The organism is Burkholderia sp. LK4, from assembly GCF_001043615.1.
Lineage (GTDB): Bacteria > Pseudomonadota > Gammaproteobacteria > Burkholderiales > Burkholderiaceae > Burkholderia > Burkholderia cepacia.
Genome location: NZ_LDUL01000054.1, coordinates 61,811 through 77,648, shown reverse-complemented (window position 1 = coordinate 77,648; position 15,838 = coordinate 61,811). Strand labels below are relative to the sequence as shown.

Below are 15,838 nucleotides of genomic sequence, written 5' to 3'. Positions count from 1 at the left end.
CTGTCGACGTCGACCTCGACCGGCCTCTCGTCGGCCAACAGCTCGATCACCTCGCTGTCGACCTCGACCTCGACGGGCCTCTCGTCGGCCACCAGCTCGATCGGCTCCCTGTCCACCGGCCTGAGCAGCACGAACAGCTCGATCACGTCACTGTCGACCTCGACCTCGACCGGCCTCTCGTCGGCGAACAGCTCGATCAGCTCGCTGTCGACCTCCACGTCGACCGGCCTCTCCTCGGCCACCAGCTCGATCACGTCGCTGTCCACGTCGACCTCGACCGGCATCAGCTCGTTGTCCACCGGCCTGAGCAGCACGGACAGCACGATCCTGTCGCTGTCCACGTCGACGTCGACCGGTATCGGCTCGCTGTCCACCGGCCTGAGCAGCACGAACAGCAACGTGGCCTCGCTGTCGACTTCGACCTCGACCGCGATCAACGCCGCGAAGACGCACTACTACAGCGTCAACGACAACGGCACGCAGCAGGCCAACTACGACAACACGGGCGCCACCGGCACCAACGCCCTCGCCGCCGGCGTGAACGCCAGCGCGGCAGGCGCGAGCAGCGTGGCAGTCGGCGACGGTTCGAACGCGCAGTCGGCAGGCGCGGTCGCGATCGGCCAGAACGCATCGGCCACGGGCGGCAAGGCCGTGTCGATCGGCTCCGGCAACACGGCCACCGGCGACGGCGCAGTCGCGATCGGCGACCCGAGCATCGCGACGGGTACCGGCGCGGTCGCACTGGGCGCGAACGACACGGCGACCGGCAACGGCGCAGTGGCGCTCGGCAACGCGAACACCGCAACCGGTGCCAGTGCACTCGCCCTCGGCAGCTCGAACCAGGCCACCGCGGACAACACGATCGCGCTGGGCAACCAGTCGACGGCCAGCGCCGTCGGTGCACAGGCCTACGGCTCGAGCGCCACGGCCAGCGCCGCCGACGCGCTCGCCCTGGGTTCGAACGCCACCGCGAACGTCGCCAACTCGATCGCACTCGGCGCGAATTCGGTCACGACCCCGGCCGTCGGCACCTCCAGCGCCACGATCGGCGGTGTCACGTACTTCTTCGCGGGCAGCTCGCCGGTCGGCGTGGTGAGCGTCGGCGCACCGGGTGCGGAACGCCAGATCACGAACGTCGCCGCGGGCCGGATCTCGGCCAGCAGCACGGACGCGATCAACGGCAGCCAGCTCAACGCGACGAACAACGCGGTCAACGCGCTGTCGACGTCCACCGCATCGAACGTCGCATCGCTGTCGACCGGCATCAACTCGCTGTCGACGGGCCTGAGCACGACGAACAGCAACGTGGCCTCGCTGTCCACGTCGACCTCGACCGCGATCAACTCGCTGTCGACCGGCCTGAGCACGACGAACAGCAACGTCAACTCGCTGTCGACGTCGACCTCGACGGGCATCGGTTCGCTGTCCACCGGCCTGAGCACGACGAACAGCAACGTGGCCTCGCTGTCGACCGGCGTGAACAACATCAACAACACGTTGAACCAGCTGTCGACGACGATCAACAACAACACGACGCGCACCGCCAACAACAACGGCATCGCGGCCGACATGAACGGCAAGGGCACCGACGTTCCGACCGTCACCGCCGGCTCGAACTCGGTGGCGATCGGCGCGAATTCGAACGACGGTGGTCGCTCGAACGTGGTGTCGGTCGGCAACGACCAGCAGCAGCGCCAGATCACGAACGTCGCGCCCGGTACGCAAGGTACCGACGCGGTGAACGTGAACCAGCTGACGCAAGTGCAGACGACGCTGTCGACGGCACTCTCGGGCCAGCAGGCGCAGATCAACTCGCTGGGTTCGCAACTGCAGCAGACCGACCAGATGGCGAAGCAGGGTATCGCGGCCGTCGGCGCGATGGCGTCGATCCCGCAGCTCGATCGCGACGCCAACTTCGGGATGGGCGTGGGTACGTCGACCTTCCTCGGCCAGAAGGCGATGGCGGTCAACATGCAGGCGCGCATCACGGAGAACCTGAAGGCGTCGATCAACGGCGGCTTCAGCGGCGGTCAGAAGGTGATCGGCGCCGGCATGCTGTACCAGTGGAAGTAACGCGTCGCGCCGCCAGGCCGCCCGGCTCGCCAGCCGGACGGCCTGCGGCGGCCCCGACGGCCGGACGAGCCCGCCGCGCAACCCGTGGCGGGCTTCAGTCAACCCAAGTTTTGAGGATGTAACCGTGAACAAACTCGCTCTTGCGCTCGCGCTTTCCGCAACGGCCCTCGCCGCGTGCTCGACCGCATCCGGCCCGACCTTCAGCGCCTCCGAACTGCAGCCGCGCGACGGCGTGCGCACCTTCCAGGTGGACTGCCACGGCCTGCTGTCGGGCCCTGAGACCTGCATGAAGGCCGCCCGCAAGATCTGCGGCGAAGAGCCCGTGCGCGCGCTCGACTCGGCCCGCGCGCTGCGCGACAAATCCGATCCGGCCACGCTGATCTTCCAGTGCGGCGCGGCACCGGCCGAAGCGGCCCCGGCAGCCACGCCGGCGCCGGCGGCTGCCGTCGTCGAACAGGTCAACCTGTCGGGCGACGCGCTGTTCGCCACCGACCACGCGACGCTCGCCCCGACCGCGCGCGAATCGCTCGACCGTTTGCTGAGCGAGCGCGCCGACCACACGTACTCGCAGGTGAGCGTCACCGGCTTTACGGATTCGGTGGGCAGCGACGACTACAATCTCGCGCTGTCGAAGCGCCGCGCCGAATCCGTCGCGGCATACCTGAAGGCACACGGCTTGAAAACCGATTCGCTGACGGTCTCGGGTCGCGGCAAGGCCGACCCGGTCGCGTCGAACGCGACGCCCGAAGGCCGCGCCAGCAACCGCCGCGTCGAAATCCGCCTGCAGCACTGAGCGGGCCGCCGCCGCGCGCGGCGCTCCGATCCGGCCGGCCGTCAGTGCCGCGCCGGCCCGCACCCGCCCCCCCGCCGGACGCCCCGGGCGCCGCTTCGCCGGCGCCCGGTTCGCATGGACCGGCGGCTATGTCAAAGTTCGTCACGTCCCGCCAAAAACGGCGGTTTCCGTGCCACAATCGCCGCAGACAGTCGCCGGGGCAACCTGTCCGAATCACGCGCCGTGCCAGGCGTGCCCGATGACACGCCGGAAACCGGCTGCCGCCCTCGCGAACCAGGTCGCCCGATTCGCCCGCCGCGGCGCACCGGCGCAAATGCAACCATGACAATCCACGGCGCGCCGCTTCCAGGCCAGACGCTCGACGCGATGCCCGGACGCACGACGCCGCAGAGGAAACCAACCGGTGACGGACATCAATGAAGCCGCCTCGGGCGGCACCCGCAAGCAACGGCCGGCGGTCGGCATCTCGCTGTTTGCGCGCGACGGCCAGGCGATCTGGGAAAACGGCATCCACCAGAACATCGCGTTCCTCGCGATGATGCTCAAGCGCTCGGATCGTGTCGGCCCCGTCTACTTCCTGAACGGCGGCGACGCCAACGCTCTGCCGGCCGGCCTCGAACTCGACGGCCTCGACATCCCGCTCGTTAAGCCCTCCGACGTCACGCACGAACTCGACGTCGTGATCGAAATGGGCGCGCAGTTGCCGGTGGAATGGCTCAGGCACATGAAGGCGCTCGGCAAGAAAATCGCCGCGTTCTTCTGCGGGCACGTGTACGCCGGCCTGTGCGAAACCCCGATCTTCGGGAAACCGTCGGGACACGTCTTCAACGGCGCGCCGTTCGACGAGGTCTGGTTGCTGCCGCAATACGACAAGACCGCGGCGCCGATGCTGCGGACCATCCTGCGCGCGCCCGTCCACCTGATGCCGCACATCTGGTCGCCGTACTTCCTCGATCGGCGCATCGCCGCGCTCGCCGCGGAAGGCGCGACGTTCGGCTATCGGCCCGGCCGCCGCCCGTGGTACCTCGCGATGCTCGAGCCGAACATCTCGGTCGCCAAGTCCTGCCACTATCCGATGCTCGCGTGCGACGCGTTCTACCGTGCGCGTCCGGACGCGGTTCAGCACATGTTCGTCGTGAACTCGTTGCACATGAAGGAGCATCCGACCTTCGTACACTTCGCGAACAGCCTCGATCTCGTGCGCCAGCACAAGGCGACCTTCGAGCCGCGCCTCGACCTGCCGGGCTTCATGGCGCGTCACGCGGATGCGGTCGTGTCGCACCACTGGGAAAACGGGCAGAACTATCTGTATTACGACGTGCTGTACGGCGGTTATCCGCTGATCCACAACTCGACGCTGATCGGCGACGCCGGTTATTACTACCCGGACTTCGATTCCGCCGCGGGCGGCCGCGCGCTGCTCGACGCGTGGCTGCATCACGACGAACGCCTCGACGACTACCGCGCGAAGGCCGGCCGGCTGCTGCAGTCGGTCTCGATCGACAACCCCGCGAACCTCGACGCGTTCGTCTCGCGTCTGGTCGCCTGAACCGGAGAATACGCATGTCGGACTCCAATGCCCGTCAAGCGCCCGGCGAGGGCAAGCGTCTCGTCGTCGGCGTGTCGCTGTTCGTGCGCGGCGCCGGCCAGTCGCTGTGGGAAAACGGCATCTTCCAGAACTGCCTGCTGCTGATCCTGCTGCTGCGCCAGTCGCCGCTCGTCGCGGAAGCCGTGATGGTGAACGGCGGCGAACAGGTCGCCGATCCGCAGATGATGCTCGGCGAATGGGACGTGCCGCTCCTGTCGATGGATGAAGCACTGCAGCGCTGCGACGTGCTGATCGAAATGAGCGCGCAGTTCGGCGCGGATTACCTGCGCGCGTTCCGCGAGCGCGGCGGCAAGGTCGTCACGATGCGGGTCGGCAACGACTACGTGATCGACATCGAACGCGCGATGTTCAACAAGCCGTCGGGTTTCCTGTTCTCGGGCGCGCCGTACGACGCCGTGTGGACGATTCCCGAATTCGAGCGCTCGTGCCTGCACTATTACCAGACGGGCCTGCGGGCGCCCGTCACGATCGTTCCGCACATCTGGCACCCGATGCTGTTCGACAAGGCGCGTGCGACGCTCGGTGCCGGGCTGTCGTTCGGCTATGAACCCGGCAAGCCGCGCTGGCGCGTGACGATGTTCGAGCCGAACATCTGCATGGTGAAGACGAGCGTCATCCCGATGCTGGTGGCCGAGGAGGCTTATCGCGCGAAGCCCGATTTCCTCGAGTTCGTGCGCGTATGCAACACGCTGCACCTGAAGGAACATGCGACGTTCGTCCATTTCGCGAAAAGCCTCGACATCGTGAACCACGGGATCACGACGTTCGAGAGCCGCTACGCGGTGTACGAGTTCATGGCCGCGTTCGGCGACGCGGTGGTGTCGCACACGTGGGAAAACGCGCAGAACTACCTGTACTACGAACTGTTGTACGGCGACTACCCGCTGATCCACAACTCGCCGTTCCTCGGCAAGGCCGGGTATTTCTATCCGGACTTCGACTGTCAGGCCGGCGGCCGCGCATTGCTGAAGGCGTTCGCCGAGCACGACGCGAACCTGGAAGCGTACCGCGAGCAGTCGAAGCACGTGCTCAGCTCCGTGAGCATCTACAACCCCGAGAACGTCGCCGCCTATACGGACGCGATCGCCACCCTCTATCGCGACGCGTGACGCGCCGCCCTCTTCCGGACTCCGACATGACCGCACGCACGACCCTCACCCGCGCCAAATGGCTGATCGGCTGCGCCGTCGCATCGATCGCGATCGGCGCGCATGCGCAAGCCGACGGCGAATCGGCCGACGCGCTGCTCCGCGACTCGGACGCCGTGTTCAAGCAGCTCGACGCCGGCCAGTACAACGACGTGTGGACCGATGCCGCCGCGTTCGTGAAGGCGCGCATCAAGCAGGACCAGTTCGCGTCGGACATGCAGCGTGCGCGCCAGTCGGTCGGCGCGGTCCGTCATCGCGGCTGGGCGCAGATCACGCGCATCCGCTACACCAACGCGTCGACGACACCCGACGGGCTCTACGCGAACGTCGATTACGCGACCACGCTGACGAGCGGCGCGACCATGTTCGAGAAGCTGAGCTTTCGCCGCGAGGATGACGGCCACTGGCGCCTGACCGGCTATGTGCCGCGCTCGTCGCAAAACTACACGCCGTAACCCGCGTAACGCCCGCACCACGGAGCCGTCATGAAACTCAATGTCGCGATAACGATGAACGTGCAGCGCGACGCGACGCAGTCGATCTGGTACAACGGCGCGAACCAGCATTGCGTGTACCTGTACATGCTGCTGAAGCAGTCGCCGCTGATCGGCGAGGTCTGGCTCGCGCACGACGAAGGCGTGACCGAGTATCCGCAGGCGCTGATGATGGACGCGTTCGGCGACGCGCTGCGGCCGCTGTCTGCCGTCGTCCACCAGACCGACCTGCTGATCGAGATGAACGCGTTCATCGACTCGACGCACACCGACGCCGTGCGCCGGCGCGGCGGCAAGTGCGTGTCGTACCGCTTCGGCAACGACTACGTGATCGCGGTCGAGACGATCAACTTCGAGAAGAACCAGTGGCGGCCGAACCCGCACCGCGTGCAGTTCGACGAGATCTGGACCAACCCGCAGCACATGCATACGTGCGCCGCGTATTTCCAGGCCGTGTACCGCGCGCCGGTGATCGAGCTGCCGCACATCTGGTCGCCGTATTTCATCGAGCGCAGCCTCGACGCCGATCCCGAACTGAAGGCGCGCTTCGGTTATCGGAACCACGGCCCCGCGAAACGCATCGCGTTCTTCGAGCCGAACCTGAACGTCGTGAAAAGCTCGATCGTGCCGATGCTCGCCGCCAACGCGTGTTACGTCGAGCATCCGGAGCTCGTCGAGCACGTGTACATGACCAACACGTTCGACAAGAAGGAAAACGTCGCCTTCAAGCATCTGGCGCTCGGGCTCGAGATGGTGCGCGACGGCAAGGCGACCGCCGACGTGCGCGCGCCGTTCGTCGCGTGGGCCGCGCATCACACCGACATCGTCGTGTCCCACCACTGGGAAAACGGCCTCAACTACCTGCTGTACGACGCGCTGTACGGCAACTACCCGCTCGTGCACAACTCGCCGTTCCTGCGCGACGTCGGTTATTACTATCCGGACTTCGAGATCTTCGATGCGGCGCGTGCGATCGCGACCGCCGCGCAGACGCACGACGCACGGCTCGACGAATACGCGGCCGCGGCACGCCGCTGCCTGCATCAGGTCGACACGCTCGCCGCGCACAACGTCCACGCGTATTCCGCGCAGATCCAGCAGTTGTTCGCCGGCCGCGCACTCGGCTGACCTTACTTGCCCCTGCTCCCGCCCATGAATCAGACCGTCCGCAATTTCGTCGTGATCGATTCGATTCACGGTCCGTTCGTCATCAACCGGCACTGCGCGTACCAGGCCGAAGCATTGATCAAGACCGGGCGGCCGCACATCCAGGATGAGCTCGACACGATCCTGAAGGTGATCGACCAGTTGCCGGACGATGCGATCGCCGTGGACGGCGGCGCGAATGCGGGGCTCGTGTGCGTGCCGATCGCCCATCGGTTGCGTGCGCGCGGCGGCCGCGTGTACGCGTTCGAGCCGCAGCGCACGCTGTTCCATGCGCTCGGCGGCACTATCGCGCTCAACCAGCTCGACAACGTCCATCTGCTGAACATGGGGCTTGCGGGCGCCAACGGCACGATGAAGGTGCCCGACGTCGACTACGGACAGGATGCCGACTTCGGCCAGGTGTCGCTCGTCGGCGCGCACGCGGAAGGCGGCACGCCGACGCCGGTCGTCAGGCTCGACGCGCTCGGCCTGTCACGGCTGGATTTCCTCAAGCTCGACGTCGAAGGCATGGAGATCGACGCGCTGCGCGGCGCGCGCCGCCTGATCGAGACGCACCTGCCCTGGTGCTGGGTCGAATACTGGAAAGTCGGCGAGGCGCCGATCATCGCCACCTTTGCCGGCCTCGACTACACGTTCTACCGAATGGACCCGCTGAACCTGCTTTGCGTGCCGAACGCGCGCTGGGACAGGCAGCGGCTGGTCATCTCGATCGAGCCGATCGCCGTCGCGTCGCCGGCCGACGTCGATGCGCACCCCGACGCAGCCGCCGACACCGACGCGCCTGAAACGCACTGGAACCGCGCACTCGACCATGAGTCGCGCTGCGAGTGGGGGCACGCGATCGACTGCTGGCAACGCGCGCGCGGCCGCGGGCTCGACGACGATGCGATCGCGCTGCAACTCGCGTCGTGCTACGGCTTCGCCGGGGCACCCGATGCCGGGCTCGCGGCGCTCGAACGCTTCAGCAATCCGGACGCGTTGCCCGACGCGACGCGCGGCCGCCTCGAGCTGATGCGTTCGATGCTGCTGCTGCGTGCCGGCCGGCGCGACGAAGCGGCCCGCGCCACCATCGCGAGCGAAAACATCCTGACGGCCGCGCAGTTCGGGCTGCCGACGGAGCGGCTCTACCAGGGCCAGCCGCTGCAGGGCAAGCGACTGCTGGTGCTCAGCTATGGCGGTGTCGGCGATCAGCTCCAGTACGCGCGCTACCTGCATGCGCTCGACTCGCTCGGCTGCACGAGCGTGACCGTCGTCGTTCCGGACGCGCTGACGGGCCTGATGCGTCACACGTTCCCGCACATCGAATTCATCGGCGCGCACGGCGCGTGGATCGACACGTCGCAGATCGCACACGATTACTGGTGTTCGTTCCTGGTGCTCGCCGCACAGTTCGGCTACGCGCCGGCACCCAAAGGATCGGCGGGCGCGTACCTGTTCTGCCCGCCCGCGCAGGCGGCCGCGTGGCGCGAGCGCGTGTCGCGCGACGGTCATGCCGCCGGCACGCGCCGCATCGGGCTCAACTGGCGCGGGCGCGACGACAGCGACGCGCGCTTCCATCGCGCGGCCAGCCTGCGCGACCTCGCGCCGCTGACGCGGCTGCACGGTCACGCCGCGTACTGCATCAACCGCGACCTGTCCGCGCAGTCCGAGCAATCGGACCTGCCGGTGACCTTCCCGCATCACGCGATCGGCGATTTCAGCGACCTGGCGGCACTGATGCTCGCGCTGGACACCGTGGTGACCACCTGCACCGCGCACGTCCATCTCGCCGGCGCGCTCGGCGTGCCGGCCGTGCTGCTGCTCAGCCCGAAAGCCGACGCGCGCTGGGAAACCGGCTCGCGCACCGCTCTCTATCCGGGCGTCCGGATCGTGCGCGCCGCGCACGTCGGCCGATGGGACGACGCGGTCGACCGCGCGATGGCGTTCGTGCTCGGCGGATTCGGGAAGGATTGACCGGTTTGGCGCGCGCTCGGGCCGCTACACGAAAAGATGAGATCGACGCGGGCCGAGCGCATCGCATCGCGCCGGCGCCCGCGACCGGCGTGAACAGGCGCTAGACCAGCACCCGGTCGCCGCTCTGCGCGGCGAACACACGGCCATGCCGCCGGCCCGTTCGCGCGAGCACGGCAAAGCAACGCGCCGCCGGCCGGCTGATGCCGCCGGATAACTTGACGAGGCTGTCGGACACACCACGCGCGATCGCCGAATCGTCGCCGCACGCGCCCGCGATGACACCCGCGTAATAGTGCCGCGCGGCCAGTTCGCGGCCGCCGGCGTCGAGCGGCGTCATCCGCTGGATGCGGCGCGCAATGGTTTTCAGTCCGTCGAGATATGGCGCGACGTCGATCGGCACTTCGGTCGATTCGGCGCCCAGCTGCCACAGCATGTCGGCCAGCTCGGCGATCGCGACGAGTTCGCGCGCACCGGCTGCCTGCGTGCCCGTTCCGCTTCCGGCCTTCGTCCCCGCCATGCCCATGCCCCTTTGCGATTCGTCCCGGCCACGCGCCGGCCACGCCCGACACCGGCGTGCGTCGTGCACGCCACCCCGCCTGTTTCCGCGCCGTCACGCGGCGGCCGGCGACCGCCATGAAAAACGGATGCCCTGCGCCCAGGCGACGCCGGCATCCACGATGATCTGCCGGTCGATCTCGCTCTCCACGCCTTCGACGACGACGTGCCGCGCACCTTCATGCGCGAACGCGATCAGCCTGCGGAACTGGTAGCGGCCGATCGCGTTGCGCTTGATCATCGACAGGATCGACCGGTCGAGCTTCACGATGTCGGGATTGCCGACCACCAGGTTGTTCAACGCGCTGAAACCCACCCCGAAATCGTCGATCGCGATGCGGCATCCGGTCTGCCGGAAGCGATTCACGAACGAACGACCCGCGACGGGATTCAGCGGCCCCGTCTCCGTGATCTCGACCACCAGCCGCGCCGCGACCGACGGCTCGCGCTCGAGCCGCCTGAAGATGGCCAGCCACGCATCGTCGACGACCGCGCTCGCCGCCGCCACATTGCAGCCGTAGACGGCAGCCGGATCGGCGCGCAGCGCGTCGATCGTCCGGCCGACCACGAGCCGGTCGAACCATCGCATCAGCCCGAGCGCCTCGAGGCGCGGCAGGAACGCGACCGGCGGCAGCGCATCGCGCTCGCCCCACCGCAATCGCGCCAGGCATTCCTGGTACAGCACACCACCCGACAGGTCGGCCCGGCACACGGGCTCTTGCGCGAACGCGAGCCGGCTCTCCACGAAACTGCGTACCGACGCGAGGTCGGGATGATCGTCGGGAGCGCCGAACACGAGATCGATTTCGTCACGATTCGCTTCCCGATTCGCCTCCTGGCGAGCTTCGACCGCATTCATCCGGCGCTCCGGCAAATGGCGAGCCGCCGATCGCGGCTCGACCTCAACAAACATGCGGAGCAAACCGATCATGACGTGCTCCGCCGCCTACCCGGCCCATCCTGTTATGTCGATCTTTTCCGGGGAGCGTACTTTTCGCTTCGGCGCGCCGTCAAATTCGATATTTTCAACGATATTCAGTTACTGGAATACACCACGCATGCGCAACACTGATTGTGCGACAGGTCACACTAACGCAAATTACATAAACGCGATTCGGATATTGTTTATTCCAGGTACCTAAACATTCTTGTCCGAATCAATTCCCGCGTAATCTGCATGCCTCGCAAATTCGAAAATCTTCAATTAATCAGATCAATACCGGCCCGCGAGGCAGCGCCCTCGCCCGCTGCCGGACTCGCCGTGAAGGCTCGCGGCCCGGCTTGCGCGTCGCCGCAAATCGGCTGCCGCACGTCATTCGATCATCGCAGCGCTCAATTTTCCCGTTTCAAACGGATTATTAAATTTCCAACCCGAATCAAGCCACTGTTAATCGATAATATCAATTTAAATCATATGACAATTATCGATCAAACCATTTTTAACAATCTTGAATTCTTGTTAACCTATAAAATGATTTCCGACGGACTTCCCTCGGAGCCGTCAAATTCGTGCCTTCAAAAACCGTCGAACCGATCGGGTTCGGCGGTTTCTTTTTTAACGGCATTATTTCGTCAGACATTAGGGCGGGACAATCCCGATGGCGGGCCGCGGCGCAACGTGTGCGCCGCGAGAAAAACCGGGCCTTATGCGGCCGATGCGCCGACCAGGTTCGCGAGCAGGGCGTCGTATTCGGCGATGAGCGCGGGATTCGCCGACGTATAGCGGCTCAGGATGTCGCGCTGGCGCCGCGTGTACGCTTCCCAGTCGTCATCGTGCGTATGCAGCGCGCGCAACAGCGCATCGGCGCCCTGCTGCACGTCGTTGTCCGGATAGTAGTAGCCGAGTTCGGGCGCGAGGCTCGCGTTGTGCACGAGCGGATAGCCCTGCCAGCACACGTCGAAATAGAAATAGTTGAGCGGGTTCGACCATTGGTGCGACACGACGATATCGGTCAGGTCGGCCAGGAACAACGGCGTATCGAAGCGCCCGACGAAACTCGCCTTGCCCGCGCGCACGATGTCCAGGTAGTTCATCAGCATCACGAACTCGGGGCTGTCGTGCGCGAGGCGATCGGCGTTCGTCACGTGCGTGAAGCAGATCGCATCCGGATCGCGGCGATACGCTTCGTCGATGATCAGCATCGGATACACGCAGAACTTCACGACGTCGTGGTTCGGCTCCATCACCGTCAGCCGCTTGCCCGGCTCGCTGCGCGGCCGGTATTCGCCGCGCTCCGGCAACGACTGCGCGCGCGCGCTCAGGAACATCGGGTCCCACACGAACGGCACGACGCGCCCGGGGCAGCGGCGCAGCGACTGCAGGAACGGCAGCGACGACGGCGCGATCTGCGGAATCGCCCACACCTCGTCGTAGCCGCGATTGATGAACAGCGAATCCCACAGCCGGCGGCCGAACAGAATCGATTCCATCGCGTTGACGTACTCGACGCCGCAGCAGTAACTGACGAGTTTCGCGCCGCGCGCCTTCAGGTAGGCCGTCTGCTCGCCGTCGATCTGCCCGCCGAGCTCGATCACCACGTCGAGCGCATCCTTCATCTCGGCGAATGCGCGCGTGTCGTACACGCTGCGATCCCACGGCAATGCATCGGTGAGCGGTACGTCGGTGGTGTTGACCAGCGTCACGCGGTAACCATGCGGCGACGCCATCAGCAGCTTCGCGAGAAACAGCGCGTTCTGCTTGATGCCGTTGATCCACATGCTTTCGTCAGGGGCACGCAGTCCGATCGTGATACCGATGCGCAGGCCGTTCAGGACAGGGGATGTCATCGTCGGCGGGATGGGAAGTTGGGTGGGGATGGAATGGATGCAGTGTAGCGCGCGAAGCGCCGCCCGCGTCAAGCGGCGCGCGGCGCCGGCCACCCGGCATTCTAGCGGAGTGCCCGCCGCATACTGTCAGGGATGGTCAGCGCCCGGCCGGCACACGCAGATCCGCGAGACGGTTGTGCGATACTCGTGCGACCCGCCGCGCCACCGGGTTGCCGGGCGGTATCGGCATCCAGGGTGGGCAGAAAACGACTTCGCAGCAACACTGCGACATCGCTACGATCAATTTTACAAACCAGCGTTGACGGGAGGTCAAAGTGGAGCAGATCGGGTATTCGTGGCCAACCTTCGATCAACTCACGCAGTATCTGGTCAAGTCGATCAACCCGGGCAAGATCCTGGATATCGGTGCCGGGGGCGGGAAATACGGGCGCCTGCTCAGGAAGGTCGTGCCGGATTGCCGTATCACGGCGCTGGAATGTGACGAGGAGACCCATCCGTTCCTGATCGAGAACGGCTACGACGACATCATTTCCGGCGTCAGCGACACGCTGTACGAACGGTCCGGCGACTCGTACGACACGATCATCCTGGGCGATGTCATCGAGCACATGCGCCACTCCCACGGTCGCGATCTACTGGAGTTTCTCAACTATCGATCGCGATACATCATCATCTCGACCCCCGAGTGCATGCCGATGAGCAGCGCATCGTACTTCGAGAGCCACAACTCCGTGTGGCGGCCCGATTCATTCATGTGGCATGACTTCTGGGCCCATCAGCAATGCGGGATCATGCACTTCTACCTGCTCAGGGGGCACCTCGACTGGAACGCACCGCGCCTCGATTCTCTCGTGAACTCCGCCAATGCGTCGAGCCTGTTCAATACGCGCGCCAGCAACGAACACGAGGCCGCCGACGAGAAATTGCTCCAGCCGGTCAACCTGACGCTCCATGATTCCCGGTACCTGGAAAAACTCGACGGCGATCAATACGCCGTTTTTCGCCCGATCTGATTTCGTGTACCCGACTGAAAAAGGCGCCGCGCGGCGCCTTTTTCGTTTCTGACATGCGCTCGTCGCGTGCCGGCTCGGAGCCGGCACGCATGGATTGCCGTCAGATCGCCGAGATCGTCGGCGCCACGGCGGCCGGGTCGGTGATGCTGGCCTTGCCGGTTTCGACGTGCCCCGCGATGCGGCGCGTCCAGCCGGCGTTCCCGGCCACCGCGAACTGCAGGTCGTACCAGTGGCTGCTGCACGACAGATCCCAGTGCGCTTCGACGCGCTGCCCGGCGGGAACCGTCAACGTGCGCGGTGCGCCGCCGTACGCGACATCGGTCGCCGTGACCGTGAGCGTGCCGGTGCCCGCGTTGGCGATCGTCACATACACGTCGCCGTTGGCCGTGTCGTAACACGGCGTGATTTCAGGCTTCGCGCCGGCATCCGCGGCGGCCGATCCGGCGAAGCGCCGGAAATAGCCGTTCGGCCCCCACACGCTCACCAGGTAGTTGCCGTTCGCATCGAGCGCCCACGTGTCGGTCAGCTGCTTGCCCGCTTCGACCGTGTAGCGGCGCGGCATCGCGGTGGGGTCGCCCGTATAGACCCAGAAATGCGCGCCCTGCGTGCCGGTGTTCGCGAACGTCAGCGCATAGCCTTGCGCCTGGAGCTGGCCGGTCACGTGCAATTCGTACGGCAGCGCACGCGCCGGCCGCGTGCCGGGCTCCTGTGCCGTCACGACCTGCTGCGCGGTGCTGGACGGTGCGGTCTGCGACGACGCGCGCGAACACTGCAGGTCCGCCTGCGCGACATACGCCTGCGTGCTCGGCAGGGTCGGCAGCGTCGCATCCGATTTCGAGAAGTCGAGCGCCGACGTCAGGTCGCCGCAGATCGCGCGGCGCCACGGCGAGATGTTCGTTTCCATCACGCCGAAGCGCTTCTCGATGAATTGCAGCACCGACGTGTGATCGAAGACCTGCGAGCACACGAAGCCGCCCTTCGACCACGGCGAGACCACGAACATCGGCACGCGCGGGCCGAGGCCGTATGGCAGGTTGTCCGCCGTGTACGTACCCGTCTGTGTCGACGTCACGACGTTGTGCCGCTCGAGCGACACGTCCACGGTGCTCATGCCGGAACCCGGCAGCGTCGGTGCCGACGGCGGCACGACGTGATCGAAGAAGCCGTCGTTCTCGTCGTACATGACGAGCAGGACGGTCTTGCTCCACACGTCCGGATTCGACGTCAGCGCATCGAGAATCGTCGACAGGTAATACGCGCCGTAAAGCGGCGTGAACTTCGGATGCTCCGAATACGCGGCGGGCGGCAGCAGCCACGATACCTGCGGCAGCGCGTTCGCCTGCACGTCGGCCTTCAGCTGCGTGATCGGGCGCGTGCTCATCCCGCGCGTCTGCAGCGACGAACCGGCCGGCGCATTCACGAAGTTGTTGAAGCACGCGAGCATGTTCGTGCCGTAGTTGCCGGTGAAGTTGTCGAACCCGGTGCCCTGCTGGTAGACCTGCCACGAGATGCCCGCTTTCTCGAGGCGCTCCGGATAAGTCGTCCAGCTGAAGGGCGGCAACTGGATCTTGTCGAACTGGTTGTCGATGTAGTCGGTGTTGTCGAGCAGCGGGCCGCCGCCCGTGCCGAGCGGGTCGACCATGCCCGTCATCAGGTACATGCGGTTCGGGTGCGTGTTGCCCGGGATCGAGCAGAAATAGTTGTCGCACACCGTGAACGCATCCGCGAGCGCGTAATGGAACGGGATGTCGTCGCGGACGTGGTAGCCCATCGTCATGTTGGACTTCTGCACCGCCCACTGGTCGGCTCGGCCGTTGTCGATCGCGCCGTGCGTCGTCGCCCACGTATGCGGCAGGCCGCCGATGCACTGCGCGTTGACGCCCGGGTTGGTCGTGTCGTAGCGGAACGGCGCGATCACGCTCGTCTTGTCCTCCTGCCGCGGCTGGAACCACACCGGCTTGCCGTTCGGCAGCGTGACCGGGAAGCGGTCGTTGTAGCCGCGCACGCCGCTCAGGTGACCGAGGTAGTGGTCGAACGAGCGGTTTTCCTGCATGAACACGACGATGTGCTGCACATCCTGGATCGTGCCCGTCACGGTATTCGGCTCGATCGCCAGCGCCTTGCGGATCGATTCGGGAAGCAGCGCGGTGGCGGCGGTCGCGCCGGCGAGGCCGGCGGAGAACTTCAGAAAATCGCGTCGCGAATGGGTGGCCATGCTGGTTGCTCTTGATTGGATTTCTGGTGGA

The 15,838-nt window shown here is 66.0% G+C and carries 13 protein-coding genes; 9 read left to right on the top strand and 4 right to left on the bottom strand.

Annotated elements, in window-relative coordinates:
- The 7 genes from VK92_RS26445 to VK92_RS26415 all read left to right on the top strand — a co-directional run.
- The coding region (locus tag VK92_RS26445) for a YadA family autotransporter adhesin (protein ID WP_197094499.1) at positions 1–2,073 on the top strand (2,073 nt) is incomplete at its 5' end.
- Positions 2,074–2,197: 124 nt separating this feature from the next.
- A complete protein-coding gene (locus VK92_RS26440) occupies positions 2,198–2,866 on the top strand; it encodes an OmpA family protein (protein WP_048025466.1) in 669 nt (222 codons plus the stop codon).
- A 403-nt stretch (positions 2,867–3,269) separates the two neighbouring features.
- Positions 3,270–4,415 (top strand): DUF2827 domain-containing protein, encoded by a 1,146-nt coding sequence (locus VK92_RS26435; RefSeq protein ID WP_048025465.1) that lies wholly within the window; start codon positions 3,270–3,272, stop codon positions 4,413–4,415.
- A gap of 14 nt (positions 4,416–4,429) precedes the next feature.
- On the top strand, positions 4,430–5,584 hold the full coding sequence (locus tag VK92_RS26430) for a DUF2827 domain-containing protein (RefSeq protein WP_048025464.1): 1,155 nt from the start codon (positions 4,430–4,432) through the stop codon (positions 5,582–5,584).
- A 26-nt stretch (positions 5,585–5,610) separates the two neighbouring features.
- Positions 5,611–6,078, top strand: a complete 468-nt coding sequence (locus VK92_RS26425; protein WP_021163030.1) for a DUF4019 domain-containing protein — start codon at positions 5,611–5,613, stop codon at positions 6,076–6,078.
- Positions 6,079–6,108: 30 nt separating this feature from the next.
- The gene (locus tag VK92_RS26420) at positions 6,109–7,245 is read left to right on the top strand and encodes a DUF2827 family protein (RefSeq protein ID WP_048025463.1); all 1,137 of its coding nucleotides are present in this window, start codon (positions 6,109–6,111) and stop codon (positions 7,243–7,245) included.
- Positions 7,246–7,269: 24 nt separating this feature from the next.
- A complete protein-coding gene (locus VK92_RS26415) occupies positions 7,270–9,237 on the top strand; it encodes an FkbM family methyltransferase (RefSeq protein ID WP_048025462.1) in 1,968 nt (655 codons plus the stop codon).
- Between the two features lie 100 nt (positions 9,238–9,337).
- Here the strand turns inward: VK92_RS26415 and VK92_RS26410 are convergent, their stop codons facing one another.
- Positions 9,338–9,760, bottom strand: coding sequence for a hypothetical protein (locus VK92_RS26410; RefSeq protein ID WP_081063994.1), 423 nt, complete (start codon positions 9,758–9,760; stop codon positions 9,338–9,340).
- Between the two features lie 87 nt (positions 9,761–9,847).
- Positions 9,848–10,651: an EAL domain-containing protein gene (locus tag VK92_RS26405; protein ID WP_027790583.1), complete on the bottom strand. Its 804-nt coding sequence runs from the start codon at positions 10,649–10,651 to the stop codon at positions 9,848–9,850.
- Here VK92_RS26405 and VK92_RS42595 point away from each other — a divergent pair.
- A complete protein-coding gene (locus VK92_RS42595) occupies positions 10,565–10,864 on the top strand; it encodes a hypothetical protein (RefSeq protein ID WP_165589152.1) in 300 nt (99 codons plus the stop codon). The two genes, VK92_RS26405 and VK92_RS42595, sit on opposite strands and share 87 nt — an antisense overlap.
- A 572-nt stretch (positions 10,865–11,436) precedes the next feature.
- Here VK92_RS42595 and VK92_RS26395 read toward each other — a convergent pair.
- Complete coding sequence (locus tag VK92_RS26395; protein ID WP_042977538.1) at positions 11,437–12,579, bottom strand: DUF2827 domain-containing protein; 1,143 nt, start codon at positions 12,577–12,579, stop codon at positions 11,437–11,439.
- 314 nt (positions 12,580–12,893) lie between these two features.
- Here VK92_RS26395 and VK92_RS26390 point away from each other — a divergent pair, with 314 nt between their 5' ends.
- A complete protein-coding gene (locus VK92_RS26390) occupies positions 12,894–13,592 on the top strand; it encodes a methyltransferase domain-containing protein (protein ID WP_048025460.1) in 699 nt (232 codons plus the stop codon).
- 100 nt (positions 13,593–13,692) lie between these two features.
- Here VK92_RS26390 and VK92_RS26385 read toward each other — a convergent pair whose 3' ends face one another.
- A complete protein-coding gene (locus VK92_RS26385) occupies positions 13,693–15,807 on the bottom strand; it encodes a phosphocholine-specific phospholipase C (protein ID WP_048025459.1) in 2,115 nt (704 codons plus the stop codon).
- Positions 15,808–15,838: the final 31 nt, after the last annotated feature.

Excerpts from the sequence above, each read along its gene's own strand:
- VK92_RS26430 (WP_048025464.1), top strand. The coding sequence starts at position 4,430 with ATGTCGGACTCCAATGCCCGTCAAGCGCCCGGCGAGGGCAAGCGTCTC.
- VK92_RS26425 (WP_021163030.1), top strand. The coding sequence starts at position 5,611 with ATGACCGCACGCACGACCCTCACCCGCGCCAAATGGCTGATCGGCTGC.
- VK92_RS26420 (WP_048025463.1), top strand. The coding sequence starts at position 6,109 with ATGAAACTCAATGTCGCGATAACGATGAACGTGCAGCGCGACGCGACG.
- VK92_RS26415 (WP_048025462.1), top strand. The coding sequence starts at position 7,270 with ATGAATCAGACCGTCCGCAATTTCGTCGTGATCGATTCGATTCACGGT.
- VK92_RS26410 (WP_081063994.1), bottom strand. The coding sequence starts at position 9,760 with ATGGGCATGGCGGGGACGAAGGCCGGAAGCGGAACGGGCACGCAGGCA.
- VK92_RS42595 (WP_165589152.1), top strand. The coding sequence starts at position 10,565 with ATGATCGTCGGGAGCGCCGAACACGAGATCGATTTCGTCACGATTCGC.
- VK92_RS26405 (WP_027790583.1), bottom strand. The coding sequence starts at position 10,651 with ATGAATGCGGTCGAAGCTCGCCAGGAGGCGAATCGGGAAGCGAATCGT.
- VK92_RS26395 (WP_042977538.1), bottom strand. The coding sequence starts at position 12,579 with ATGACATCCCCTGTCCTGAACGGCCTGCGCATCGGTATCACGATCGGA.
- VK92_RS26385 (WP_048025459.1), bottom strand. The coding sequence starts at position 15,807 with ATGGCCACCCATTCGCGACGCGATTTTCTGAAGTTCTCCGCCGGCCTC.